General features: G+C 67.3%; 26 protein-coding genes and 1 tRNA gene. 9 read left to right on the top strand and 18 right to left on the bottom strand.

All coding sequences use genetic code 11. The features are described from left to right. Positions 1-3 precede the first annotated feature (3 nt). The 3 genes from argJ to QZH52_RS01395 are packed head-to-tail and all read left to right on the top strand — an operon-like array spanning position 4 to position 2,527. Entirely contained in the window at positions 4-1,233 is a 1,230-nt protein-coding gene (gene argJ / locus QZH52_RS01405; protein ID WP_301802701.1) for a bifunctional glutamate N-acetyltransferase/amino-acid acetyltransferase ArgJ, read from the top strand. Continuing rightward, entirely contained in the window at positions 1,230-2,102 is an 873-nt protein-coding gene (locus tag QZH52_RS01400; protein WP_301802700.1) for an ATP-binding protein, read from the top strand. Before argJ ends, QZH52_RS01400 begins: the two co-directional genes overlap by 4 nt. Beyond that, a complete protein-coding gene (locus QZH52_RS01395) occupies positions 2,099-2,527 on the top strand; it encodes an NUDIX domain-containing protein (protein ID WP_301802698.1) in 429 nt (142 codons plus the stop codon). The genes QZH52_RS01400 and QZH52_RS01395 overlap by 4 nt, the downstream gene beginning before the upstream one ends. A gap of 20 nt (positions 2,528-2,547) precedes the next feature. Here QZH52_RS01395 and QZH52_RS01390 read toward each other — a convergent pair whose 3' ends face one another. From QZH52_RS01390 to QZH52_RS01345, 10 genes are all read right to left on the bottom strand, one after another. After that, positions 2,548-2,760 carry a DNA gyrase inhibitor YacG gene (locus QZH52_RS01390; protein WP_286523430.1) on the bottom strand — a complete coding sequence of 71 codons (213 nt, stop codon included), beginning with the start codon at positions 2,758-2,760 and terminating at the stop codon, positions 2,548-2,550. Positions 2,761-2,768: 8 nt separating this feature from the next. Further along, positions 2,769-3,524, bottom strand: a complete 756-nt coding sequence (gene zapD, locus QZH52_RS01385; RefSeq protein ID WP_286523429.1) for a cell division protein ZapD — start codon at positions 3,522-3,524, stop codon at positions 2,769-2,771. 31 nt (positions 3,525-3,555) lie between these two features. Beyond that, on the bottom strand, positions 3,556-4,569 hold the full coding sequence (locus QZH52_RS01380) for an alginate O-acetyltransferase AlgX-related protein (protein WP_301802695.1): 1,014 nt from the start codon (positions 4,567-4,569) through the stop codon (positions 3,556-3,558). Position 4,570: 1 nt separating this feature from the next. Then, a complete protein-coding gene (locus QZH52_RS01375) occupies positions 4,571-6,064 on the bottom strand; it encodes an MBOAT family O-acyltransferase (RefSeq protein ID WP_301802690.1) in 1,494 nt (497 codons plus the stop codon). A gap of 81 nt (positions 6,065-6,145) precedes the next feature. Further along, positions 6,146-6,748, bottom strand: coding sequence for a dephospho-CoA kinase (coaE, locus tag QZH52_RS01370; protein ID WP_301802688.1), 603 nt, complete (start codon positions 6,746-6,748; stop codon positions 6,146-6,148). Positions 6,749-6,761: 13 nt separating this feature from the next. Beyond that, positions 6,762-7,613 (bottom strand): prepilin peptidase, encoded by an 852-nt coding sequence (locus QZH52_RS01365; RefSeq protein ID WP_301802686.1) that lies wholly within the window; start codon positions 7,611-7,613, stop codon positions 6,762-6,764. Then, positions 7,613-8,836, bottom strand: a complete 1,224-nt coding sequence (locus QZH52_RS01360) for a type II secretion system F family protein (protein WP_286504868.1) — start codon at positions 8,834-8,836, stop codon at positions 7,613-7,615. The genes QZH52_RS01365 and QZH52_RS01360 overlap by 1 nt, the downstream gene beginning before the upstream one ends. A gap of 58 nt (positions 8,837-8,894) precedes the next feature. Beyond that, positions 8,895-10,628: a type IV-A pilus assembly ATPase PilB gene (gene pilB, locus QZH52_RS01355; RefSeq protein ID WP_286536257.1), complete on the bottom strand. Its 1,734-nt coding sequence runs from the start codon at positions 10,626-10,628 to the stop codon at positions 8,895-8,897. Positions 10,629-11,011: 383 nt separating this feature from the next. Further along, a tRNA-Pro gene (locus QZH52_RS01350) sits at positions 11,012-11,088 on the bottom strand. Positions 11,089-11,147: 59 nt separating this feature from the next. After that, complete coding sequence (locus QZH52_RS01345) at positions 11,148-12,140, bottom strand: polyprenyl synthetase family protein (RefSeq protein ID WP_286536381.1); 993 nt, start codon at positions 12,138-12,140, stop codon at positions 11,148-11,150. A 208-nt stretch (positions 12,141-12,348) separates the two neighbouring features. Here QZH52_RS01345 and rplU point away from each other — a divergent pair, with 208 nt between their 5' ends. The 4 genes from rplU to proB all read left to right on the top strand — a co-directional run bounded on the left by rplU (position 12,349) and on the right by proB (position 15,212). Beyond that, positions 12,349-12,660, top strand: a complete 312-nt coding sequence (rplU, locus tag QZH52_RS01340) for a 50S ribosomal protein L21 (RefSeq protein WP_286369298.1) — start codon at positions 12,349-12,351, stop codon at positions 12,658-12,660. A 12-nt stretch (positions 12,661-12,672) separates the two neighbouring features. Further along, complete coding sequence (gene rpmA / locus QZH52_RS01335) at positions 12,673-12,930, top strand: 50S ribosomal protein L27 (RefSeq protein ID WP_286369136.1); 258 nt, start codon at positions 12,673-12,675, stop codon at positions 12,928-12,930. Between the two features lie 78 nt (positions 12,931-13,008). Beyond that, positions 13,009-14,076, top strand: a complete 1,068-nt coding sequence (gene cgtA / locus QZH52_RS01330) for an Obg family GTPase CgtA (protein ID WP_286536255.1) — start codon at positions 13,009-13,011, stop codon at positions 14,074-14,076. Further along, positions 14,073-15,212 (top strand): glutamate 5-kinase, encoded by a 1,140-nt coding sequence (gene proB / locus QZH52_RS01325; RefSeq protein WP_286536254.1) that lies wholly within the window; start codon positions 14,073-14,075, stop codon positions 15,210-15,212. Before cgtA ends, proB begins: the two co-directional genes overlap by 4 nt. 18 nt (positions 15,213-15,230) lie before the next feature. Here proB and QZH52_RS01320 read toward each other — a convergent pair whose 3' ends face one another. Together QZH52_RS01320 and QZH52_RS01315 are read right to left on the bottom strand one after the other, a co-directional pair. Further along, entirely contained in the window at positions 15,231-15,782 is a 552-nt protein-coding gene (locus QZH52_RS01320; RefSeq protein WP_301802671.1) for a CNP1-like family protein, read from the bottom strand. Further along, positions 15,724-16,380: an RNA pyrophosphohydrolase gene (locus QZH52_RS01315; protein ID WP_301803337.1), complete on the bottom strand. Its 657-nt coding sequence runs from the start codon at positions 16,378-16,380 to the stop codon at positions 15,724-15,726. The genes QZH52_RS01320 and QZH52_RS01315 overlap by 59 nt, the downstream gene beginning before the upstream one ends. Before the next feature lie 125 nt (positions 16,381-16,505). Between QZH52_RS01315 and QZH52_RS01310 the strand changes: the two genes are divergently transcribed. Together QZH52_RS01310 and QZH52_RS01305 are read left to right on the top strand one after the other, a co-directional pair. After that, positions 16,506-18,254, top strand: coding sequence for a proline--tRNA ligase (locus QZH52_RS01310; protein WP_301802668.1), 1,749 nt, complete (start codon positions 16,506-16,508; stop codon positions 18,252-18,254). Positions 18,255-18,264: 10 nt separating this feature from the next. Further along, positions 18,265-18,903, top strand: a complete 639-nt coding sequence (locus QZH52_RS01305; RefSeq protein ID WP_436411522.1) for a lytic transglycosylase domain-containing protein — start codon at positions 18,265-18,267, stop codon at positions 18,901-18,903. Between the two features lie 253 nt (positions 18,904-19,156). On the opposite strand, the gene paeA is transcribed toward QZH52_RS01305, so the two are convergent. The 6 genes from paeA to prfA form a co-directional block, all read right to left on the bottom strand. After that, positions 19,157-20,443: a polyamine export protein PaeA gene (paeA, locus tag QZH52_RS01300; RefSeq protein ID WP_301802664.1), complete on the bottom strand. Its 1,287-nt coding sequence runs from the start codon at positions 20,441-20,443 to the stop codon at positions 19,157-19,159. 49 nt (positions 20,444-20,492) lie between these two features. After that, positions 20,493-21,488 carry an AAA family ATPase gene (locus QZH52_RS01295; RefSeq protein ID WP_301802662.1) on the bottom strand — a complete coding sequence of 332 codons (996 nt, stop codon included), beginning with the start codon at positions 21,486-21,488 and terminating at the stop codon, positions 20,493-20,495. Between the two features lie 109 nt (positions 21,489-21,597). Then, positions 21,598-22,092, bottom strand: coding sequence for a cupin domain-containing protein (locus tag QZH52_RS01290; protein WP_286523412.1), 495 nt, complete (start codon positions 22,090-22,092; stop codon positions 21,598-21,600). A 14-nt stretch (positions 22,093-22,106) separates the two neighbouring features. Next, on the bottom strand, positions 22,107-22,433 hold the full coding sequence (grxD, locus tag QZH52_RS01285) for a Grx4 family monothiol glutaredoxin (RefSeq protein ID WP_286504878.1): 327 nt from the start codon (positions 22,431-22,433) through the stop codon (positions 22,107-22,109). A 30-nt stretch (positions 22,434-22,463) separates the two neighbouring features. After that, entirely contained in the window at positions 22,464-23,276 is an 813-nt protein-coding gene (gene prmC, locus QZH52_RS01280; RefSeq protein ID WP_301803332.1) for a peptide chain release factor N(5)-glutamine methyltransferase, read from the bottom strand. 38 nt (positions 23,277-23,314) lie between these two features. Next, entirely contained in the window at positions 23,315-24,403 is a 1,089-nt protein-coding gene (gene prfA, locus QZH52_RS01275) for a peptide chain release factor 1 (protein WP_301802658.1), read from the bottom strand. Positions 24,404-24,459: the final 56 nt, after the last annotated feature.

The raw sequence follows: 24,459 nt of genomic DNA, 5'->3' as shown, positions 1-24,459 counted from the left end.
TCCATGCCAGTGAATCTCTCCGCACCCGACCCCGCCGCGCTGCATGCGGTGCCCGGCGTTCGCATCGGCGTGGCCGAAGCGGGCGTGCGCAAGGCCAACCGCAAGGACCTGACGGTCGTCCTGATCGACGAAGGCGCCGCGGTCGGCGGCGTGTTCACGCAGAACCGCTTCTGCGCGGCGCCGGTCCAGGTCTGCCGCGAGCACCTGGCGCAGAACTTCGGCATCCGGGCGATGCTGATCAACACCGGCAACGCGAACGCCGGCACCGGCGAGGACGGACTGGCGCGCACCCGCGCCACCTGCATCGCGCTGGCGCGCCACCTGAACCTGGCGCCCGAGCAGATCCTGCCGTTCTCGACCGGCGTCATCATGGAGCCGCTGCCGATCGACCGCATCGAAGCCGGCCTGCCCGCCGCGCTCGCCGATGCCGCGCCCGACCATTGGGCGCGCGCGGCCGAGGGCATCATGACCACCGACACCGTGCCCAAGGCCTTCAGCCAGCAGGTGCAGATCGGCGGTGCGACCGTCACGGTCACCGGCATCAGCAAGGGCGCCGGCATGATCCGGCCGAACATGGCGACCATGCTCGGCTTCATGGCCACCGACGCGAAGATCGACCCGGCGCTGATCCAGCCCCTGGCCAAGGCATTGGCCGATGCGTCCTTCAACCGCGTGACGATCGACGGCGACACCTCGACCAACGACTCGTTCGTGGTCATCGCGACGCAGAAAGCGGCGCATGCCACGATCGGCTCGCTCGAATCGCCCGAAGGTCGCGCGCTGCTCGAAGCGATGCGCAACGTTGCCCGCCAGCTGGCGCAGGCCATCGTGCGCGACGGCGAAGGCGCGACCAAGTTCATCACCATCCGGGTCGAAGGCGGCAAGGATGCGGCCGAGTGCCGACAGGTCGCCTATGCGGTCGCGCATTCGCCGCTGGTCAAGACCGCGTTCTTCGCCAGCGATCCGAACCTGGGCCGGATCCTCGCGGCGGTCGGCTACGCGGGCATCGCCGACCTCGACCAGACCGGCATCGACCTCTACCTGGACGATGTCCACGTGGCGATCAAGGGCGGCCGCAATCCGGCCTACCGCGAGGAAGACGGCCAGCGCGTCATGAAACAGAGCGAGATCACGGTGCGCATCGCGCTCGGACGCGGCAGCGCCGCCGACACCGTCTGGACCTGCGACCTGAGCCACGACTACGTCTCGATCAACGCCGACTACCGGTCATGAATCCTCAGTTCGAACGCCTGCTCGAGCGGGCCGAGCACCTCATCGCGCGCATCGAATCGATCCTGCCGCAGCCGCTCGCGGCGCCGGCCGACTGGAGCGCCTCCATCGCCTGGCGTTACCGCCGCCGCAGCTCCGGCCATGGCACGCTCGAGCCGGTGCGCCACGTGGCCGCGATGTCGCTCGACGCACTGAAGGAGATCGACGTCCAGAAGGACAAGATCGAGCGCAACACGCGCCAGTTCGTCAAAGGCAGGCCGGCCAACAACGTGTTGCTGACCGGCGCCCGCGGCACCGGCAAGTCCTCGCTGATCCGGGCCTGCCTGCAGGCCTATGCGCCGCAGGGCCTGCGCCTGATCGAGGTCGACAAGGCCGAGTTGACCGACCTGCCCGACATCATCGAGGTGGTGGCCAACCGGCCCGAGAAGTTCATCATCTTCAGCGACGACCTGAGCTTCGACGAGGGCGAGCCGGGCTACAAGGCGCTGAAGTCGATCCTCGACGGCTCGATCGCCGCGTCGACGCCCAACGTGCTGATCTATGCGACCAGCAACCGGCGCCACCTGCTGCCCGAGTACATGAAGGACAACCTCAGCTACACCCACACCGAAGATGGCGAAGTCCACCCGGGCGAGGTGATCGAGGAGAAGATCTCGCTGTCGGAGCGCTTCGGCCTCTGGGTCAGCTTCTATCCCTTCAGCCAGAACGAATACCTGGCGATCGTCGCCCAATGGCTGTCCTCGTTCGGCGTCGACGCCAAGGCGGTCGAGGCCGCGCGCCCCGAGGCCCTGGTCTGGGCGCTCGAGCGCGGCTCGCGCAGCGGCCGCGTGGCCTATCAGTTCGCGCGCGACTACGCAGGACGCGCGGCTTGACCGGGACCCGCAAGCACACCGAAGTCGCGGTCGGCATCCTGATCCGCGAGGACGATGCGCTGCTGCTGTCGACCCGGCCCGAAGGCAAGCCCTATGCCGGCTACTGGGAATTCCCGGGCGGCAAGCTCGAGGCCGGCGAGACCGTCGAGGAGGCGCTTCGGCGCGAACTGCACGAAGAGCTCGGCATCACGATCGCCGGGGCCGCGGTCTGGAAGGTCACCGAGCACGACTACCCGCATGCGCTGGTGCGCCTGCACTGGTGCAAGGTGCATCGCTGGAGCGGCGATTTCGAGATGCGCGAGGGCCAGGCGATGTGCTGGCAGCAACTGCCGCTCGACGTGACGCCGGTGCTGCCGGGCGCACTGCCGGTGCTGGCCTGGCTGGCCCAGGAGCGCGGGCTGGTCTTCGAGCCGCCCGCTGCTTAGCAGGGGCCGAGGCTGGCGGCCTACTGCCGCTTCGGATCGCCGAACGGATCGTCGTCCGGGGGCGCATCGGCCGGCATCCTGAATTCTTCGCTGGCCCAGGCACCCAGGTCGATGCCCTTGCAGCGCGCGCTGCAGAACGGCCGGTAGGGATTGCTGGCCGCGTAGACACTGTCCTGTCCGCATGCCGGGCAGCGGACGATCCGCTCGCCGATGGAATTCGTCGCACCGCTCATCGGATGTCTCAGGCGCAAAGGGTCAGTTCGAACGGGGCCTCGTCCGTGCTTTGGTGAAGGCGATCATCGGTGCCATGCCGCATCAGCCTGACCGACACCATCAGCCGGTTGCCGGAAATTTCGGGAATCAGCCCGAGCTTGGGGTCGATGCGCAGGCGCAGCAACTGGAAGCTGCGGCCCTGCGGCAGGGTCTGCTGGAACTGGCCGTTGGCCGCGATCACCTTGTAGGGCACGTCGGCATCGCGCAGCAGCTTGAGCAGCAGGTAGATCGACTCGGCCAGCGGCGCGAGCGTGGACGACCAGCGCTCGAGGTCGGCGCGGCGCTCGTGGGCGCGGCGGTTCTGCCAGGCGTAGTAGGCCGGCAGGTCGAACTCGCAGGTGCCGCCCGGAATGCCCGCGCGGCTGCGGATGCTCATCAGCCACTCGTTCTCGGTCAGGGCCTGGCCGGCCTTGCCCGGCACCGTGTTGAGGGTGGTGAAATTGCTTTCGAGCTTGCCCACCACTTGGTCCAGCACCGATTCGGCGATGGCCGGGTTGCCGCGGTAGCTGTTGAAGACGTTCTTGTGCTTGTCGAGGTCCCGCAGCACGTCGGCCTTGAGGTCGGCGCGCGCCGCCACGTCCATGATCTCGAAGATCGTGACGAGTGCGTAGTGATGCAGCAGCGGCGAATCGGCCGGGACCAGCTCGCCAAGGCGACGGAACAGGTGTTCCAGCCGAAGGTAGGTCCGGATGCGCTCGTTGAAGGGGTACTCGTAGAGGATCACGCGTGGTGGCTTCCGGTTGCAGATGATAGCTTCAAGAGGCCTTCGAGGGGGCGGCGGGTAGGATCTTGCGAACCGCTTCGAGCATCCGCTGGCCGACCACCAGTTGCCCGTGCATCGACAGGTGTGTGTCGTTCGGGAAAAAATAGTCGCGGACCTTGTTTTTCTGCTCGAACGAGAGGCTGAACAGGTCGGGGCCGATGTCGGCGGCACCGAATGCCGTCACGAAATCTTTCGAATGTTCCGGCTTGACATACACGGTGGTCTTGTTGGGGATGATCATCCACAGCACGGCGCGCCGCGGATGGGCGTCGCCGAAGGCCTTCATCTGGGCCGCGTGCTGCACCGTGAGCTCGCCGTTCTCGTCGTCGGCCGGCCAGAACGGGACCTTGTCGCAGAGCTGGTGGCTGAACAACGCGCAGCCCTCGGGAACCGGTCGCACCAGGATCTTGTCGTTCGAAAGGATCGGCTCGGTCGCCTCGCGCGCCCGCCGGGTGTTGCGATAGATCCGCACGCCCGAGGTCAGCTTGCCGTCCCAGTTGAGCACCGGCGCCGGCACCGACGAGGGCGACTCGAAGAAAGGCTTGATGCCGGCCGAGAAGGGCTTGGCCATCGTCTTGCAGGTCTGCGTGGCGACCATGCGGTCGTTCACCAGGCGCTCGATGCTCTCGACGATCACCAGCTTTCCGCGAAAGCCCGCGCGATCGAGCCAGGCATCGAAGTCGCCGCAGAGCTCCTCGTTGATCTGGCCCCAGAAGGTGGTCGTGACCCGGTAGCCGGCCCGGGTGAGCATCGATTGCCAGCGGTTCGACATCGAGAAGCTGTCGCCGATCACCACGATGTCGGCTTCGGCCACCGGCACCGCATTGAGGTACTTCGGGTCGACGTGCGGCGGTTCGATGCGCCAGCCGAAGGCGGTCTCCGACAGCAGGCCGATGCGGGTCATGTCGCCATAGAAGGGCGGCGTTTTCAGGGTCACGATCAGCAGCGCGATGATGACGAGGAAGCCGGCCCCGAAGATCCGCAGCCAGAGTTTCGCGGGAGTCATATCAGAATTGGAAATAGAGGAAGGGGCTGTACGAGCCCAGCTTCGAAACGCAGACGCCCAGCAGGTACACCGTGAAGGCGGCCATCAGCGCCGTGAACACCCAGGCCAGGCGCGGCCGGCCGGCCAGCGCCTGCAGCTGCGGCACCCAGCGCTGCAGCGTGATGGTCGGCGGCATGACCAGGCAGATGAAGAGCCCGACCAGGAGCGTATGGAAGAAGTCGTTCTTTCGGTAGGGCACGGCGCCGAGTTCGCTGAACACCGAATCCGAGGTGCCGTGCAGCCCGAGCATGGCCTGGTAGATGGTGGTCGCGGCGTGCATGCTCTCGGCCCGGAACACCACCCAGGCGATCATCACGCAGACGAAGGTCAGCAGCCAGCCGAGCAGGCGCGCCAGCCTGCCGGGCTTGGCGTTGCGGCGCACCTTGGCGTTCCAGAGGTGGTTGACCATCAGGAAGAAGCCGTGCAGCGCGCCCCAGATGACGAAGGTCCAGGCGGCCCCGTGCCACAGGCCGCCCAGCAGCATCGTCAGGAACAGGTTCAGGTAGCGGCGCGCCGGTCCCTTGCGGTTGCCGCCCAGCGGCACGTAGAGGTAGTCGCGCAGGAAGGTCGACAGCGAGATGTGCCAGCGGCGCCAGAACTCGATGATGTTGGTCGACTTGTAGGGCGAATTGAAGTTGAGCGGCAGCTGCACGCCGAGGCACAGCGACAGGCCCACGGCCATGTCCGAGTAGCCCGAGAAGTCGAAGTAGATCTGCAGCGTGTAGGCCAGCACGCCGACCCACGCGGTGCCCATCGTCGGCGTCATGCCGTTGTGGACGCCGTTGAACATCAGGTCGGCGTACTCGCCCATCGGGTCGCCGATCAGCAGCTTCTTGGCCAGCCCGAAGACGAAGATCGCCAGCCCGAGCGCGACCTTGTCGTAGTCGACCCGGTAGGTCGCCGGATTGGCGAACTGCGGCATCATCTGCGCGTGATGCAGCACCGGGCCCGCGATCAGATGGGGAAAGTAGGTGACGAACAGCACGTAGTGCACGAAGCTGCGCTCGTGCACCTTGCCCTGCCAGCAGTCGACCAGGAAGGCGATCTGCGTGAAGGTATAGAACGAGATCCCGATCGGCAGCGCGATGTGCAGCATCGAGATCGGCGAATAGCCCGCGGCCAGGAGGCCGTCGTTGACGTTGGCGACGAAGAAGTTCGCGTACTTGAACACCGCCAGCACGCCCAGGTTGACCACCAGCGCGAACACCAGCATCCGCTTGCGGCCGGTGTCGGTGCGTCCGGGGCCGGGGGTCAGGCGCAGGCCGGCCCAGTAGTTGAAGCAGATCGAGCCCAGCAGCAGCGGCAGCGCCTGAACACTCCACCAGCCATAGAAGAACAGGGAGGCGAGCGCCAGGAATCCGGCGGCGGCCCGTGCGTTGCGCTTTCCGATCAGGAAGAACCCGACCAGCACGATCGGGAAAAAGAAAAAGATGAACGCGTACGAATTGAAAAGCATCTTGGGGGAGGGCTGTCTCGCGGGGTCGAAACGCACGCCGCTTTCTTGTTGTCGGGCGCACGCGCGCCGGCGGACCGGAGATTATCGCGTGTCCGCGACGGCCCAGCGATCCCAAAGACTCCGGACTTCGAGGGAGAGTTCCGCCAGCGACAAGGTCTCGTTGAAGATCAGCGCATCGGCGGCCGCGCGCCGCAGGCTGCGTTCGGCCTGCTGCGCGATCACGGCGCGGACCGCTTCCGGCGCCCAGCCGGAACGTGCCACCACGCGATGCAGCTGCACCGCCTCGGACGCGTCCACCACCAGCACGCGATCGACGATGGCGCGCCAGCGTCTGGACTCCACCAGCAGGGGCACGTCGAAGACGAGCGTCTGGCCGGCCGCCGCGGTCGCCGCCTGCCGTTCGCATTCGGCCCCGATCAGCGGATGCAGGATGGCTTCGAGCCGGCGCTTGGCGTCCGGGTCCGCGAACACGAGCTCGCGCATCCGCGCCCGGTCGAGGCCGCCGTCGGCCGCAATGACCGAAGGGCCGAACTCGGCCTCCAGCGCCGGCATGGCGGCGCCTTGCGGCTGCGCCACCGCCCGGGCGATCGCATCGGTGTCGACCAGCTTGGCGCCGAGCCCGACCAGCAGCGATGCGACGGTGCTCTTGCCGCTGCCGATGCCGCCGGTCAGGCCGATGCGCATGGTGCGCCCGCCCTCAGAGCCCGACCGCGCGCAGGATCGCGTCCGGGCCGAAGATCATGGCGGTGAAGCCGGCAGCGGCCAGAAAGGGCCCGAAGGGCACGTAGCCGCCTTCGCGCAGGCCGCTGCTGAACTTGAGCGCGAGCCCGACCACCACGCCGATCACCGACGCCATCAGGATGATCGGAACCAGCGCCTGCCAGCCGAACCAGGCGCCGAAGGCCGCGAACAGCTTGAAGTCGCCATAGCCCATGCCCTCCTTGCCGGTGGTCAGCTTGAACAGCCAGTAGATGGCCCAGAGCGACACATAGCCGGCCACGGCGCCCCAGACCGCATGGGCGAGGGGCACACCGGTGAAGCCTGCGATCGATGCCAGCAGGCCGCCCCACAAAAGCGGCAGGGTGATGTCGTCGGGCAGCAGGGTGGTGTCCCAGTCGATCAGCGCCAGCGCCAGCAGCGCGGCGGCGAAGGCGCACCAGGCCAGCGCGCCGTACTGGCCGGGCATGCGCCAGACGCACCAGGCGAACAGCGCGCCGGTCAGCAGTTCGACCACCGGGTAGCGCAGGCCGATCGACGCCTTGCAGGAAGAGCAGCGGCCGCGCAGCGCCAGGTAGCTCAGCACCGGAACGTTCTCGTACCAGCGGATCACGTGGCCGCACTGCTGGCAGCGCGAATGCGGCACCATCAGGTTGAAGGGCTCGACGGCGGGCGCTGCCGCCGCGTCGCCGTCGGCGAGGCTCGCGCATTCGGCCGCCCACTGCCGCTCGAGCATCTTGGGCAGCCGGTAGATCACGACATTGAGAAAACTGCCGATCATGAGCCCCAGCACGCCGGCCATTGCGGCGTCCACCCCCTGCGACACCAGCATCAGACGACCTGGCCGAGCTTGAAGATGGGCAGGTACATCGAGACCACGATGCCCCCGATGATCACGCCCAGGAAGACGATGATGATGGGTTCCATCAGGCTCGACAGGCCGGCGACCATGTCGTCGACTTCCGACTCGTAGAAGTCGGCCGCCTTGCCCAGCATGTGGTCGATCGAGCCCGATTCCTCGCCGATCGCGGTCATCTGCAGCACCATCGACGGGAACAGGTTGGCGTTGGTCATCGCGGTGGTCAGGCTGGTGCCGGTCGACACCTCCTGCTGGATCTTGACCGTTGCATCGGCATACACCGAATTGCCCGAGGCGCCGCCGACCGAATCGAGTGCCTCGACCAGCGGCACACCGGCGGCGAACATCGTGGCCAGGGTGCGGGTCCAGCGGGCGACGCAGGACTTGTCGATCAGGGTGCCGAAGATCGGCAGGCGCAGCAGCAGGCGGTCCATGACCTTCTGCACCCGCTCGTTGCGCTTCCAGGCCTGCAGGAAGAAATAGATGCCGCCGCCGATCACGCCGAAGATCAGCCACCAGTAGGAGACGAAGAATTCGCTGATGCCCATGACGATCAGGGTCGGCGCGGGCAGGTCGGCGCCGAAGGAGGTGAACACCTGCTTGAAGGCCGGGATCACGAAGATCATGATGATCGCCACCACCACGAAGGCCACCACGATGACCGAGGTCGGGTACATCAGCGCCGACTTGATCTTCGACTTGATCGCCTCGGTCTTCTCCATGTAGGTGGCCAGCCGGTCGAGCAGGTCTTCGAGGATACCGGCCGCCTCGCCGGCCTCGACCAGGTTGCAGTAGAGGCTGTCGAAGTACTTCGGGAACTTGCGGAACGCCGCCGAGAGCGAGGTGCCGGTCTCGACGTCGCTGCGGATGTCGTTGAGCAGCTTGGCCACGCTCGGGTTGGCATTGCCGCGGCCGACGATGTCGAAGGCCTGCAGCAGCGGCACGCCGGCCTTCATCATGGTCGCCAGCTGGCGCGTGAAGATCGCGATGTCCTTGGGCTTGATCGCCTTGCCCGAGCGCATCCGGCGCTTCTTGATCTTGGTCGTGAGGATGCCCTGGCGCCGCAGGGCGGCCTGCACCTGGTTCTCGCCGGCGGCGCGGACTTCGCCGCGGACGGTCTTGCCGTTGCGGTCCTTGCCTTCCCATTCGAAGACGAATTCCTTGACCGTCCGGGACGATGCTGTTGCCGTTGCCATGGGATCTCCGCTTCTCCGTGTGCTGGTGCTGCTGCTGATGCGTGCGAATCGACGCGTTCTATTCGTTGGTGACTGCCAGCACTTCTTCGAGCGAGGTCAGCCCCTGCATGACCTTGCGCAGGCCCGACTGGCGCAGCGACCTGACGCCCTCTGATTCGGACTGCTTGGCGATGTCGAGCGAGGTGCCGTCGCGAAGGATGATCTTCTGGATCTCCTCGGTGATCGGCATCACCTGGTAGATGCCGACGCGCCCCTTGTAGCCGCCGTTGCAGGCCGAGCAGCCCACCGGGTGGTAGGGCTTCCAGGAGCCGTCCAGGTCGCTGTCCTTGAAGCCGGCGTCGAGCAGGGCCTGCCGCGGCACCTCGGTCGGCGTCCGGCACACGGTGCAGAGCCGGCGCGCCAGCCGCTGGGCGGTGATCAGGATCACGCTGGAAGCGATGTTGAAGGGCGCGATGCCCATGTTGCGCATCCGCGTCAGCGTGGTGGGGGCGTCGTTGGTGTGCAGCGTCGACAGCACCAGGTGGCCGGTCTGCGCCGCCTTGATCGAGATGTCGGCGGTTTCGATGTCGCGGATTTCGCCGACCATGATGATGTCGGGATCCTGGCGCAGGAAGGCCCGCAGCGCGGTCGCGAAGGTCAGGCCGGCCTTGTCGTTGACGTTGACCTGGTTGACGCCCGGCAGGTTGATTTCGGACGGGTCCTCGGCGGTCGCGATGTTCACGCCGGGCTTGTTGAGCAGGTTCAGGCAGGTGTAGAGCGACACCGTCTTGCCGGAGCCGGTCGGCCCCGTGACCAGCACCATGCCGTAGGGGCGGCCGATGGCCGTGAGCAGGCGCTCTTTCTCGTCGGCGTCGTAGCCGAGCGCATCGATGCCGAGGCGGGCGCTGCTCGGGTCCAGGATACGGATCACGATCTTCTCGCCGAACAGCGTGGGCAGCGTGCTGACCCGGAAGTCGATCACGCGCTCGGGACCGATCTTGAGCTTCATCCGGCCGTCTTGCGGGATCCGCTTCTCGGAGATGTCGAGCCGGGAGATGACCTTGATGCGCGAGGCCAGCTTGTCCTTGATGACCGTCGGCGGGCTGGCGATCTCGCGCAGCTCGCCGTCGATGCGGAAGCGCACGCGGTAGTTGTGCTCGTAGGGCTCGAAGTGGATGTCGGAGGCCCGCATGCTGAAGGCGTCCAGCAGCATCTTGTGCAGGAACCGGACGACCGGCGCGTCCTCGACTTCGGCCACCGCCGGGTCGTTGCTTTCGCTCGAGGTGTCGGCCGAGACTTCGTCGAACTCGAATTCGGTGCCGATGATGCTGTCGATGGTCTCGGAGGCGCTCACCGCCGCCGCCTCGATCATGCGGGAAAGCTTGTCGTACTCCGCGATGACCCAGTCCACGCCCATCTGGGAGGCGAACTTGATCTTTTCGGCCGCCTGCTGGTCCGAAGGATCGGCTGTTGCGACAATGAGACGGTTGTTGCGCTTGCTGAGCACCACGACCCGGTAGGCCTGGCACAGCTTGGGGTCGAGCAGGTCCTTGGGCAGCCGCTGGGAATCAATGGCGTCGAGGTCGAGCAGCGGAGCGCCGAAGGCGCTCGACAACGTGTGCGCCAGGTCGGCCGCCGACACGGCGCCGGTGCCGGTCAGCTCGGCAATGAAGCTGGTCCTGCCGCTCAGGGACTTCTGGTAGATGTCCTCGGCCGTCTTGGCCGGGAGCTTTCCGGCCGAAACCAGTGCGCGCGCAAGCCCTGGAAGGGCGATCGGCGAGCTGTCTTTGACGAGGGGTTCGGCTGCGGCCATTCAACGAATGTAAGAAACGTGAAAATTTGCTTCACGATCATCGCTGATCGCCCAAGCGCTGTAAACCGCTGCGCGGCAACGGTTCCGCGGAGCATTTGGCAATTACAGCCCTGAAAGGCTGATGGGGGTGAGAGGGTCGGACCTCCTTTGCACTGCCCTGCTCCAGGGGCCCGCTGCCTGAGTCAATGGGCAAACCCTGTGCAATCGACGCACCGGAGGCTTAGCGTAGCACAGCGTCCAGGGACGCCGAAAGGGATGTTGCGGGGATGCCGCACACCGGTTGATGGCGCAGAGGATTCGAAACGACTCGGCCGGTGCCTGCGTGTTCAGCAGGCGGTCCACGTTGCATGGACGCCAGAAATGTCGAGTTGATTCAAGAAAAATGGTCGGGGTGAGAGGATTCGAACCTCCGGCCTCTACGTCCCGAACGTAGCGCTCTACCAGGCTAAGCTACACCCCGATGGTGCTGATTGCGAGAACAGTGACGCGACCGTGGCGTTCACTCGGGTGAGTTGATCGTCAGGCGCGCCGCTCAAGCAGCTGAGCCGCTAATTGTAGCAAAGCCGCGGAGTGCGGATTTGCAGAAAAACCACGAAGCGCGTCGATCGCGCGTTGCGCCTCGGCGGCGGCGGCGGCGCGCGTGGCTTCCAGGGCGCCGGTTTCGCGCACGATGGCGACGATCTGCGGCAGTTGCGTCGTGTCGCCGGCCTCGATGGCGTCGCGGATCAGCGCCTGCTGCGCCGCCGTGCCGCGCTGCATCGCGAGGATCAGCGGCAGCGTGGTCTTGCCCTCGCGCAGGTCGTCCCCGACGTTCTTGCCGGTTTCGCTGGCGTCGCCGGCGTAGTCGAGCACGTCGTCGATGACCTGGAACGCCGTGCCCAGCGCTTGCCCGTAGGTGGCGCAGGCTTCTTCGACGTCCGGCGGCACCCCGGCCAGCACGGCGGCGAGCCGCGTGCTGGCTTCGAACAGCTTGGCGGTCTTCGAGCGGATGACGCGCAGGTAGGCGTCCTCGTCGAGGGTGGCGTCGTGCATGTTCATGAGCTGCAGCACCTCGCCCTCGGCGATCACGTTGGTCGCCTCGGCCAGGATCTGCATCACGCGAACGTCGTCGGCGTCCAGCATCATCTGGAAGGCGCGCGAGTAGAGGAAGTCGCCGACCAGCACGCTGGCCGGGTTGCCGAAGGATTCGTTGGCGGTCGGGCGGCCGCGGCGCAGCGTGGACTCGTCCACCACGTCGTCATGCAGCAAGGTGGCGGTATGGATGAACTCCACCACTGCTGCCAGGTTGAAGCGCTGCTCGCCGCGATAGCCCAGGGCGCCCGCCATCAGCAGCAGCAGCGCCGGGCGCAGCCGCTTGCCGCCGGCGGAGATGATGTATTTCGAGACTTGGCTGACCAGCGGCACGCCGGTGTCGAGCCGACGTGCGATCACGAGATCGACGCTGTCCATGTCGTCGGCGATCAGGCTGAGAACGGCGGCGGCGGGGGAGGTGTCGGCGGCGTGAACTGACAAAGGCAAGGGCGCTTGCGCGCAGCAGGAGATGCGACGATGGCGCTGGCGGCCGGGGAGGCCGGAGGGGCCGGAAGCTGTCGATTATAGGGACGGCCGGCCCGGTCCCCAGGCGGCCCCGGCATGCCATGTGGCGCAAAACGGCCGGAGTGCTATAATCGTGGGCTCTACGGAATTCGCCGTGGAGCCATCTTTTCCCAAGAGGTCAATAATGTACGCGGTCATAAAAACCGGCGGCAAGCAGTATCGCGTTGCTTCCGGCGAAAAAATTAAAGTAGAACAGATTGCTGCGGACGTGGGCCAGGAAATCGTGATCGATCAGGTGCTCGCAGTCGGAACCGGCAGCGAAATCAAGGTCGGTACGCCCCTGGTATCCGGCGCCACGGTGACGGTCACGGTCCTGTCGCACGGCAAGCACGACAAGGTTCGCATCTTCAAGATGCGCCGTCGCAAGCACTATCAGAAACGTCAAGGCCATCGCCAGCAGTTCACTGAACTGCAAATCGGCGCGATCGCCGGCTAAGGAGCACATTCCATGGCACAGAAAAAAGGCGGCGGCTCAACGCGAAACGGGCGCGATTCCAAGCCCAAGATGCTCGGCGTGAAGCGCTTCGGCGGCGAACTGATCAGCGCAGGCTCGATCATCGTGCGCCAGCGCGGTACCCAGTTCCACCCCGGCGTCAACGTCGGCATCGGCAAGGACCACACGCTGTTCGCCCTGGTCGAAGGCACTGTTTCCTTCGGCACCAAGGGTGCGCTCAACAAGCACACGGTCAACGTGACGCCGGCGTAAGCCAGTCACTTCGACCCGATCGGAGCCCCGCTTTGCCGGGGCTTTTTCATTTTGTAGACTGACTGAACTGGACATCTCATGAAGTTCGTGGACGAAGCCTTCATCGACGTCGCCGCTGGCGACGGCGGCAACGGCTGCGTGTCGTTCCGCCATGAGAAGTACAAGGAGTTCGGCGGTCCGAACGGCGGCGACGGCGGTCGCGGCGGCCATGTGTTCGCGGTCGCCGACTCGAACCTGAACACGCTGGTCGACTTCCGCTTCTCGCGCCGTCACGACGCCAAGCGCGGCCAGCACGGCATGGGCTCCGACATGTTCGGCGCCGCCGGCGAGGACATCACGCTGAAGATGCCGGTCGGCACCATCATCTCGGACGCCGAGACCGGCGAGGTGCTCTACGAACTGCTGACGCCCGGCGAGGTCATCACGATCGCCAAGGGCGGTGACGGCGGTTTCGGCAACATGCGCTTCAAGAGCGCCATCAACCGTGCGCCGCGGCAGAAGACACCCGGCTGGCCGGGCGAAAAGAAAAACCTCAAGCTCGAACTCAAGGTGCTGGCCGACGTCGGCCTGCTGGGCATGCCGAACGCCGGCAAGTCGACCTTGATCAGCGCCATCTCCAACGCGCGTCCGCGGATCGCCGACTACCCGTTCACGACCCTGCACCCGAACCTGGGCGTGGTGCGCGTCGGGCCGGAGCAGAGCTTCGTGGTCGCCGACCTGCCGGGCCTGATCGAAGGCGCCTCCGAAGGCGCGGGCCTGGGCCATCTGTTCCTGCGCCACCTGCAGCGCACCCGCCTGCTGCTGCACGTGATCGACCTGGCCCCCTTCGACGAGGGCGTGGACCCGGTCGCCCAGGCCAAGGCGATCGTCGGCGAGCTCAAGAAATATGACAAGGCGCTGTACGAGAAGCCGCGCTGGCTGGTGCTGAACAAGCTCGACATGGTGGCCGACGACGAGCGGGCCGCGAAGGTCAAGGATTTCGTCAAGCGGCTGCGCTTCAAGGGGCCGGTGTTCGAGATCTCCGCGCTCACGCGCGAAGGCTGCGAGCCGCTGGTGCAGGCGATCTACCAGCACGTCAAGGCGCAGCAGGTGGCCGAGCAGCCGCCGGTCGAAGTCGATCCACGCTTCCCCGATCTCCAGCCATGAGTTCGACTTCCGGCTCCACCGTCTTGCGCGACGCGCGCCGCATCGTCGTCAAGGTGGGCTCCAGCCTCGTGACCAACGAGGGGCGCGGGCTCGACGAAGCTGCCATCGGCGAATGGTGCCGGCAGCTGGCGGCGCTGGTGCGTGACGGCCGAGAGGTCGTGATGGTGTCGAGCGGCGCGATCGCCGAAGGCATGAAGCGCCTCGGCTGGCGCACCCGCCCGCACGAGATCCACGAACTGCAGGCCGCCGCCGCCGTCGGCCAGATGGGCCTGGCGCAGGTCTACGAGACCAAGCTGCGCGAGAACGGCATGGGCAGCGCCCAGGTGCTGCTGACCCACGCCGACCTGGCCGATCGCGAGCGCTACCTCAATGCGCGCTCGACCCTGGTGACCCTGCTGGCGCTGGGCGTGGTGCCTGTCATCAACGAGAACGACACGGTGGTCACGGACGAGATCAAGTTCGGCGACAACGACACGCTGGGCGCGCTGGTCGCCAACCTGGTCGAGGCCGATGCGCTGGTGATCCTGACCGACCAGAAGGGCCTGTTCACGGCCGACCCGCGCAAGGATCCGGCTGCCCGTTTTGTCGACGAGGCGGCCGCCGGCGACCCCGAGCTCGAAGCCATGGCCGGCGGCGCCGGCAGCAGCATCGGGCGCGGCGGCATGATCACCAAGATCCTGGCGGCCAAGCGCGCGGCGGGTTCCGGCGCCTCGACCGTGATCGCCTGGGGCCGCGAGCCCGACGCCCTGCTGCGCCTGGCGCGCGGCGAGGCGATCGGCACCCTGCTGGTCGCCCAGACCGCCAAGCACCAGGCGCGCAAGCGCTGGATGGCCGACCATCTGCAGCTGCGCGGCGCGGTCCTGGTCGATGCCGGCGCGGCGGCCAAGGTCCGCGGCGAGGGCAAGAGCCTGTTGCCGATCGGCATGACGGGGGTGGAAGGCGAGTTCTCGCGCGGCGACGTGATCGCCATCCGCGATGCCCAGGGCGTCGAACTCGGGCGCGGACTGGCGAATTATTCGAGCGCCGAGGCGCGGATGCTGTGCCGCAAGCCCTCGTCGGAGTTCGAGCGCCTGCTGGGCTATGCGGCCGAGCCGGAGATGGTGCACCGCGACAACATGGTGCTGCTGCAGGGCTGAGCGCCCGCGGGGCGCCAGTTACTCGACTTCGCGCACCGGCGCCTTCAGCACCCGGATCATCTCGCCGACCGAGCCCCGCGGGGCATCACCGCGGCACAGGGCCTGCGCCGCCAGCGCCTTGGTGTAGATCGAGTTGCGTTCGCTCAGGCGCTTCCATTCGGGCGCCGGCGTCGGGTCCCAGGCGCCGTTGGTGAAGCGCGCGTAGCTCTTGTATTCGGCCGTGGCGCAGCGAAGCCCCTCGTAGTAGGCGTTGAGCGCGCCGCCCTCCTTGTGGGTTGCCACCACCACGTAGCGGACCACGCCGTCGCCGGTGATCTTGATGGTCGCCGGATCGACGCCGAACTTCAGCGTCATGTAGGGCGGCATGGTGATCGGGACCAGCTTGTTCAGGTCGAACGCCGGCGGCGGCGGCGCCTCGGTTTCCTTCCAGTCGACATCGCCGAACACCTGAGCCTGGGTCAGGCCGGCGGCGCCCAGCGCGCAGGCCAGCAGCAGCGCGCGGCCGGCGCGGCTAGCGGGGAAAGTGGGACGGGTCGTTCGTCGAGGCGGGATCGTTGGCAAGATTGGCATTCGGGTTGGGATCGAAGCTGGCGCCGGGCGGCAGCTCGAAGGTCGGTTCGTGGCCCGGGCCGGGCGGATGGCGCTCGAATTCACGGGCCCGCACATTGCTGCGCAGGAAGCGGTTGCGGAAATCCTGCCGAGGCAGGTAGCGGGCGAGTTCGGTCAGCGCCATCTCGTAGACGCCGCGCTTGAACTCGACCACGACGTCGAGCGGCACCCAGTAGTCGTGCCAGCGCCAGGCGTCGAACTCCGGGTGGTCGGTGGCGCGCAGGTTCAGATCCCAGTCGTGACCGGTCAGCTGCAGCAAATACCAGATCTGCTTCTGGCCCTTGTAATGGCCTCGTGCGTCTCGGCGGATGAACCGATCCGGCACCTCGTAGCGCAACCAGTCGCGGGTACGGGCGACGATCCGCACATGCTCCGGATGGAGACCTACTTCCTCGTGCAGTTCCCGGAACATGGCCTGCTCGGGACTTTCGCCGCGATCGATGCCGCCTTGCGGAAACTGCCAGGAATGGGTGCGAATGCGTTTGCCCCAGAAAACCTGGTTTCTCTGGTTGAGCAGGATGATGCCGACGTTGGGCCTGAAGCCGTCCCGGTCGAGCATAATCAAACCCCAATTTTTTGAACTGAGTCGATTATGCATGCCGGGTTGCGCACGGCAAGCGACCGGTTCCAGGACCCCCCAGGACCTGCCCTCCCGACCACCCGTTCCAGCCCCCTGCGAGACCGATGAAAGCTTCCCGATTCTTTATCTCCACCCTCAAGGAAGCGCCCGCCGATGCGGAGGTCGCCAGCCACCGCCTCATGATGCGCGCCGGCATGATCAAGAAGCTGGGCACCGGCATCTACACCTACATGCCCATGGGCCTGCGCGTGATCCGCAAGGTCGAGGCCATCGTGCGCGAGGAAATGAACCGGGCCGGTGCAGTCGAGCTGGCGATGCCGGTGGTGCAGCCGGCCGAGATCTGGCAGGAGGCCGGGCGCTTCCAGGGTTACGGCCCCGAGCTGCTGCGCATCAAGGACCGGCATGACCGCGATTTCGTGATCCAGCCGACCAGCGAGGAGGTCGTGACCGACATCGCGCGCCAGGAGATCCGCAGCTACAAGCAGCTGCCGAAGAACTTCTACCAGATCCAGACCAAGTTCCGGGACGAGCGCCGGCCGCGCTTCGGCCTGATGCGCGGGCGCGAGTTCATCATGAAGGACGCCTACAGCTTCGACCGCGACCTCGACGGCGCCAAGGCCAGCTACAAGATCATGTCGGACGCCTACCGGCGGGCCTTCGACCGCTTCGGGCTGCGCTACCGCGCCGTGGCGGCCGACAGCGGTGCCATCGGCGGCGACGTCAGCCAGGAGTTCCAGGTGATCGCCGCGACCGGCGAGGATGCGATCGTCTACTGCCCCGACAGCGACTACGCCGCCAACATGGAAAAGGCCGAGGCGCTGGCGCCCGCCGGCCCGCGTCCTGCGGCCGCAGATGCGCTCACGAAGACGCCGACGCCCGGCAAGGCGACCTGCGAGGACGTCGCGGCGCTGCTCGGCGTGCCGCTGGCGACCACCGTGAAGTCGCTGGTGCTGGCCACCGAGGAGCTGGACGACGCCGGCAACGTCCGGAAGGTGACGGTCTGGCTGCTGCTCTTGCGCGGCGACCACGACATGAACGAGATCAAGGTGAGCAAGGTGCCGGGGCTCGACCAAGGCTTCCGCTTCGCCACCGTGACCGAGATCGAAGACCACTTCGGCTGCAAGCCGGGCTACCTGGGCCCGCTGAACCCCAGGCAGCCGGTCAAGATCGTCGCCGACCGCGAAGTCGCGGTGATGGCCGACTGGATCTGCGGCGCCAATGAAGTCGACTTCCACCTGACCGGCGTCAACTGGGGGCGCGACCTGCCCGAGCCCGATGCGGTGGCCGACCTGCGCAACGTGGTGGCCGGCGACGCGTCGCCCGACGGCCGCGGCCTGCTCGCGATCGAGCGCGGCATCGAGGTCGGCCATGTGTTCGTGCTCGGCACCAAGTACAGCAAGCCGATGAACGCCACCTTCCTCGACGAGGCCGGCAAGCCGCAGTTCCTCGAGATGGGCTGCTACGGCATCGGTATCACTCGGCTGCCGGCGGCGGCGATCGAGCAGAACAACGACGAGCGCGGGATCATCTGGCCGGACGCGATCGCGCCGTTCACCGTGGTGGTCTGCCCGATCGGCATGGACCGCAGCGCCGAGGTCAAGACCGCGGCCGAAGCGCTCTACGAGCAGCTGCTGGCGGCCGGCGTCGACGTGCTGCTCGACGACCGCGGCGAGCGGCCCGGCGCGATGTTCGCCGACTGGGAGCTGATCGGCGTGCCGCACCGGGTCGTGATCTCCGACCGCGGCCTCAAGGAAGGCCAGCTGGAGTACCAGCACCGCCGCGACACGGCGGCGACCAAAGTGCCGGCGGCCGGCATCGCCGACTTCATCGCGGGCCGCCTCGCGGCGGCCTGAGTCGACGGCCTTGAAAGCGCCCGGCCTTTCCCGGCGTCTGTGCCTCGGCGGCGCGGCCGCGGGTGCGCTCTCGCTGGCGTTGCCGCAGAGTGCCCTGGCCGGGGCGCAGATCGAGGAGCCGCTGATCGACTCGGTACGCACCGCGCTGAGCTCGGCGATCCAGAACAAGGCGCCGCCGATCCCGGAATTCGGCGACACCGAAGCGCGCATGGCCTACCTGCGCTGGCTCGGCGCCATGAGCGAGCGGCTCAAGAAGAAGCTGACCGACTGGCCGACGCGCAAGGAGTTCCTGCAGACCGTCTGGTATGAATCCCGCCGTTCCGGGCTCGATGTCAGCCTGGTGCTGGGGCTGGTCCAGGTCGAGAGCAACTTCCGCAAGTTCGCGGTCTCGAGCGCCGGCGCCCGGGGCTACATGCAGGTCATGCCCTTCTGGACCCGCGTGATCGGCGACAGCGATCCGTCCAAGCTTTTCCACATGCAGACCAACCTGCGCTTCGGCTGCGTGATCCTGCGCCACTACCTCGACCGCGAAAAGGGCGACCTGTTCATGACGCTGGGGCGCTACAACGGCAGCCGCGGGCGCTCTCCGTATCCGGATGCGGTGTTCGCCAACCAGCGCGTGTGGGCCTTCAAGGACCGGGAGGATTAGCTCGCCCCCAGGTCGGGCTCACTTCGTGTCGCCCTCCCACCAGCGGCCCGGCAAAGCCGGTTCCGCGACTGCCCACGAACAGGCGTGCGCTGCGCGCCGCCCCGCAAGCAAGCACGGCGTCTGTCTTTTGCGGCCGGCGCAGCCGGGGCCCGTTGGTGAAACACAGCGGAACCGGCTTTGCCGGGCCGCTGGCGTTGCCCTCGGTAGGGGGGTGGGCGCCCGGACACGAAGTGCCGGGCAACCTGGGGGCGAGTCAAATTTTCGTCACCATCACCTGGTCGATGCGGTGGCTGTCGACATCCATCACCTCGAAGGTGTAGCCGGCCCAGCTGACGCTGTCGGTGCGCTTGGGCACCCGGCGCAGCATGACCATCAGGAAGCCGGCCAGGGTCTCGTACTCGTCGTCGTGCGGCAGGCTCTCGATGTCAAGCGCGCGCTGCACGTCCTGGATCGGCGTCACGCCGTCGATCAGCCAGGAGTTCTCGTCGCGCCTGACGATCTGCTGCTCCTCGTCCTGGGCACCGACCAGGTCGCCCATCACGGTGCTCATGACGTCGTTGAGCGTGATGACGCCGACCACCAGGCTGTATTCGTTGACGATGATCGCGAAGTCCTCGTGAGCTTGCTGGAACTGCTCGAGCACTTCGGTCAGCGAGAGCCGGTCGGGAATCACCAGCGACTTGTGCAGCGGCAGGCCATGGTCGAAGGACAGCGGCTGGCCGCTCAGTACGCGCTGGAACATGTCCTTGGCGTCGACGTAGCCGAGCACGTGGTCGATGTCGCGCTCGCACACCGGGTAGGCAGAGAAGGGCTCGGCGACGATGCGCGCGCGCAGCACCGATTCGGGGTCGTCGCGCAGGAACCAGGCGATGCGGTCGCGCGACGTCATCACGCTGCTGACCAGCCGGGTGTCGAGCTCGAACACGTTGGCGATCACCTGCTGCTCGCGCACCGCGAGCACGCCGGCCCGGGCGCCGGCCTCGGTCATCGCGAGGATGTCGGCCGAGGTGATCTTCTCGTCGCGCGCGAGCGGCATGCCCAGCAGCTTGAAGAGCAGGTCGGTCGTGACCGTGAACAGCCAGACCAGCGGCTTGAAAGCGGTGATCAGCACCTGCATCGGCCCGACCATGCGCACCGCCAGCAGTTCAGGGCTGCTCATGCCCAGGCGCTTCGGGAACAGGTCGGCGAACACCAGGAAGACCGAGATGATGGTGATGAAGGAGGCCAGGAAGGCGGCGGTCTGCGCCGCGTCGACGCTGAGCCAGAGTCCGAACAGGCGGGCGAAATAGGGACTCAGCGCGCCCTCGCCGACGACGCCGCCGAGGATCGCGACCGCGTTCAGGCCGATCTGCACCACGGTGAAGTAGTGGCCCGGCTGTTCCTGGACGCGCATCACCCGTTCGGCGCGCGCATCGCCTTCGTCGGCCATCTGGCGCAGCCGCAGTCGGCGCGAGGCTGCCAGCGAGATCTCGGCCAGCGAGAAGAAGGCGCTGGTCGCGATCAGCGCGACGATGGTCAGGAGGCTCTGAGTCAGGGTCATGGTGCGGTCGATGAAGACCGCCATGGTGCCATGACCGGCAGCGGCCCCGTTATTGGACGAAGCCGATCCGGCTTCTCGCCGCGTTGATCCGGGGCAGGTCGTCGACCCGGACCTCGTCGCGCCCGGCCAGGCGGGCATTGCCGAAGCCGGTCATGAGGGCGCGCCGCATCTCGCGCGGCGCCAGCGTGGCGAGCTGGTCGAGCACGTCCGGTGCGGGCTCCACGGCCAGCAGCCGGCCCCAGTCGTGGTCGCCGCGGATCGCGTCGTAGAGCTGGCGCGCGATCTGGCGAGCCGCCTCGGGCGAGGGCGATTCGATCTCGAACACGTTCATGCGATTGAGGATGGGTTCCGGGATGCCGCGCGCGTCGTTCGCGGTCGTGATCCAGATCACCTGGCTGGCGTCGATGGCCACCTCGGCGAATTCGTCGACGAAAGCGTGGGCGGTGTCGTGTTCGAGCAGGTTGTAGAGCGCGCCCAGGGGGTCGTACTGGCTGTCGCTGCCGGCCTTGTCGATCTCGTCGACCACCATCACCGGATTGGCGTACTGGCCCTCGACCAGCGCCTCGAACACCTTTCCGGGCTTGGAACCCTTCCACTGCGAGGAGGCGCCCGAGAGCAGCCAGCCCGCGGTCATGGAGTTCATCGGCACCAGTGACATCCCGGTGCCCAGCAGATCGGCCAGCTTCTTCGCGAAATGGGTCTTGCCGATGCCGGGCGCGCCGAGCAGCAGCATCGGCGTGACCTCGAGGCCGTCGCGGCTGTCCTGCGCCAGGGCGACATGGCGCCGCACGTCGTCGAGGACTTCGGTGAAATTGGGCAATTGGGCGTAGAGCGATGCCATCTCGGGCACGCCGCTCGGCTTGACCTGGAACCGGTCGGGACCGCGCTCGAGCATGCGCTCGTAAGTGGTGCGAAGGTGTTCGTGCTCGCGCTCGGGGAGCTTGGCGAGCTTGCGTTCGACATCGTGCGTCTGGAACACGCTGCGCAGGTTGGCGACCGGCAGCTGGAACGACGGCGATGCGGGGACGAGACTGCGGGAATCCATGGACACCTCCGGTTTCGAACACTCTTTGGACAGCATAAGCCGTGCCCGGGTTCGCCGGATGTCTACGTTTTCTCGCTTTGCCCTGTTTTGGGGATCTGTCGCGCTGCGGTCACACGCCGCCGTGCGGATGGGTCGGGTCGACCCACAGCACCGATTCGGGCTTTTCGGCCGGCTCGATGTCGAGGTTGACCGCCACCGCCTGGCCGTCGCTGCGGCACAGCACGCATTCGAGCGCCTCGGTCTCGCTGGCGTTGATTTCCTGGTGCGGCACGTAGGGCGGCACGTAGATGAAGTCGCCCGGGCCGGCCTCGGCCGTGAATTCGAGCTGCTCGCCCCAGCGCATGCGGGCCCGGCCGCGCACCACGTAGATCACGGATTCGAGATGGCCGTGATGGTGGGCGCCGGTCTTGGCGTTGGCGTGGATGGTGACGGTGCCGGCCCAGAGCTTCTGGGCCCCGACGCGCGCGAAGTTGATCGCGGCGGCCCGGTTCATGCCCGGCGTCTGGGCAGTGTTGGTGTCGAGCTGGTTGCCGGGGATCACGCGCACGCCGTCGTGCTTCCACGCCGGCTCGGCGTGTCCGTGATCGGCGTGGTCGTGGCTCATCGCCGTGGGGAGGCTCAGGCCGGACTGCCGTTGAGCATCTGCTGCAGCTCGCCCGACTCGTACATTTCCATCAGGATGTCAGAGCCGCCGACGAATTCGCCCTTGACGTAGAGCTGGGGGATGGTCGGCCAGTTGCTGTATTCCTTGATGCCCTGGCGCACTTCGGCGTCGTCCAGCACGTTGACGGTCTTGAGCGTGCGGGTGTCGACACCCACGGCCTTGAGGATCTGGATCGCGCGGCCCGAGAAACCGCACATCGGAAAACTGGCATTGCCCTTCATGAAGAGCACGAGGTCGTTGCTCTTGACGAGATCGTCGATGCGTTGCTGGGTATCGGACATGGGGAACTCCTGGAAATTGGATTGGGCGGATTATTTCACTGTGCGCCGGATTCCGCCCGAGCAGCGCGCGATGCCGGCGAGATCGTTGCGGCTTTGGACCCCGGCGAAGCCGCCTGCGGCCAGCAGCTGCCGAACCGCGCCGGCCTGGTCCCAGCCGTGTTCGAGCAGCAGCCAGCCGCCCTCGGCCAGGTGCTCGGGCGCCGCCCGGACGATGCGGCGGATGTCGTCCAGCCCGTCGGCCCCGGAGACCAGCGCCCGCAGCGGCTCGTGGCGCAGGGCGGCCAGGTGCGGGTCGCCGGCCACGATGTAGGGGGGGTTCGAGACGATCAGGTCCAGCCCGCGGTCGGCGCCGTCCAGCCAGTCGGCCTGGGCGAAGCGCACTGGCAGGCCGAGCCTCGTCGCATTGGCGCGGGCCACGGCCAGGGCGTCGGCGCTGGCATCGACCGCGGCCACCCGGGCGTCGGGCCGCGCATGCTGGATCGCCAGGGCGATCGCGCCGCTGCCGGTGCCGAGGTCGAGCACGGCCGGGGCCGGCCGGCCGTCCAGGCATTGCAGCGCCCATTCGACCAGGGTCTCGGTGTCGGGACGCGGCACCAGCACCCGGGCGTCGACCTGCAGGCCCAGGCCGTGGAACTCCTTCTCGCCGACCAGGTAGGCCACCGGCTCGCCGGCGAGGCGGCGCTCGCACAGCCGCTCGAAGGCCTGCCAGGCGGCGTCCGGCAGCGGGTCGGTGTCATGCGCCAGCAGCCAGGCGCGCTCGCCGGCGGCACGGCCCAGCGCATGCAGCAGCAGCAACTGGGCGTCGAGCCGCTCGACGCCCAGCGCGGCCGCCGCGGCCAGCATCTGCGCCGGGGTCGAGGGCCGGTGTTCGGGCGAAGCGGTCACGCCGGCAGACTGGCTTCGAGTTCGGCCAGCTGCTCGGCCTCGCGTGCCGCCTGCAGGGCTGCCAGCACGTCGCCGAGGTCTCCTTCCATGATCGCCTGCAGCTTGTAGAGCGTGAGGTTGATGCGGTGGTCGGTGAGCCGGCCTTGCGGGAAGTTGTAGGTGCGGATGCGGTCGGAGCGGTCGCCGGTGCCGATCAGGCCCTTGCGCATGGCGGCGTCCTTGGCCGCGCGCTCGCTGCGGTCCTTTTCCTGGATCCGCGCCGACAGCACCTGCAGCGCCTTGGCCTTGTTGCGGTGCTGGCTGCGGTCGTCCTGGCATTCGGCCACGATGCCGGTCGGGATGTGGGTGATGCGCACCGCCGAATCGGTCTTGTTGATGTGCTGGCCGCCGGCGCCGCTGGCGCGGTAGGTGTCGATGCGAAGGTCGGCCGGGTTGATCTGCACCGCCTGGGCCTCGTCGGGCTCGGCCAGCACGGCCACCGTGCAGGCGCTGGTGTGGATGCGGCCCTGCGTTTCCGTCGCCGGCACGCGCTGCACCCGGTGGCCGCCGGATTCGAAGCGCAGCTTGCCGAACACGTCGTCGCCGACGATCCGGATCACGACTTCCTTGTAGCCGCCGAGCTCGCTCTCGCTCTCGCTGACGATCTCGCAGCGCCAGCCGGCGCGCTCGGCGTAGCGCGTGTACATGCGCAGCAGGTCGCCGGCGAACAGCGCCGATTCGTCGCCGCCGGTACCGGCACGGATCTCCAGGAAGGCGTTGCGGGCGTCGTCCGGGTCCTTGGGCAACAGCAGGCGCTGCAGTTCGGCGTCGAGCTGCAGCAGCTCGGCCTCGGCCGCGGAGATCTCCTCCTGCGCCATCTCGGCCATCTCGGGCTCGTCGAGCATCTCGCGGGCGCTGGCCAGGTCGGCCTCGCGCTGCAGGTAGCGGCTGTAGCGGCCGGCCACCTGCGTCACCTCGGCATGCTCGCGCGAGATGGTCCGGTACTGCGCCATGTCGGACATGATGTCCTCGCGCGAAAGCAGGAAGTCGAGTTCGCCGAGGCGTTGCGCGTAGCGCTCGAGTTGGTGACGCAGGAAGGGTTTCACGAGAAGGGGCGTTGCGAATGAGAGGGGGCGCGGCCGGTGCGCGGCGGCGGGCGTGG

The sequence above is a fragment of the Variovorax ginsengisoli genome, from assembly GCF_030486595.1.
GTDB classification, from domain to species: Bacteria; Pseudomonadota; Gammaproteobacteria; order Burkholderiales; family Burkholderiaceae_C; genus Variovorax; species Variovorax ginsengisoli_B.
Note: the sequence above shows the minus strand (reverse complement) of the source record. Positions and strands in the feature narration are given on the sequence as shown.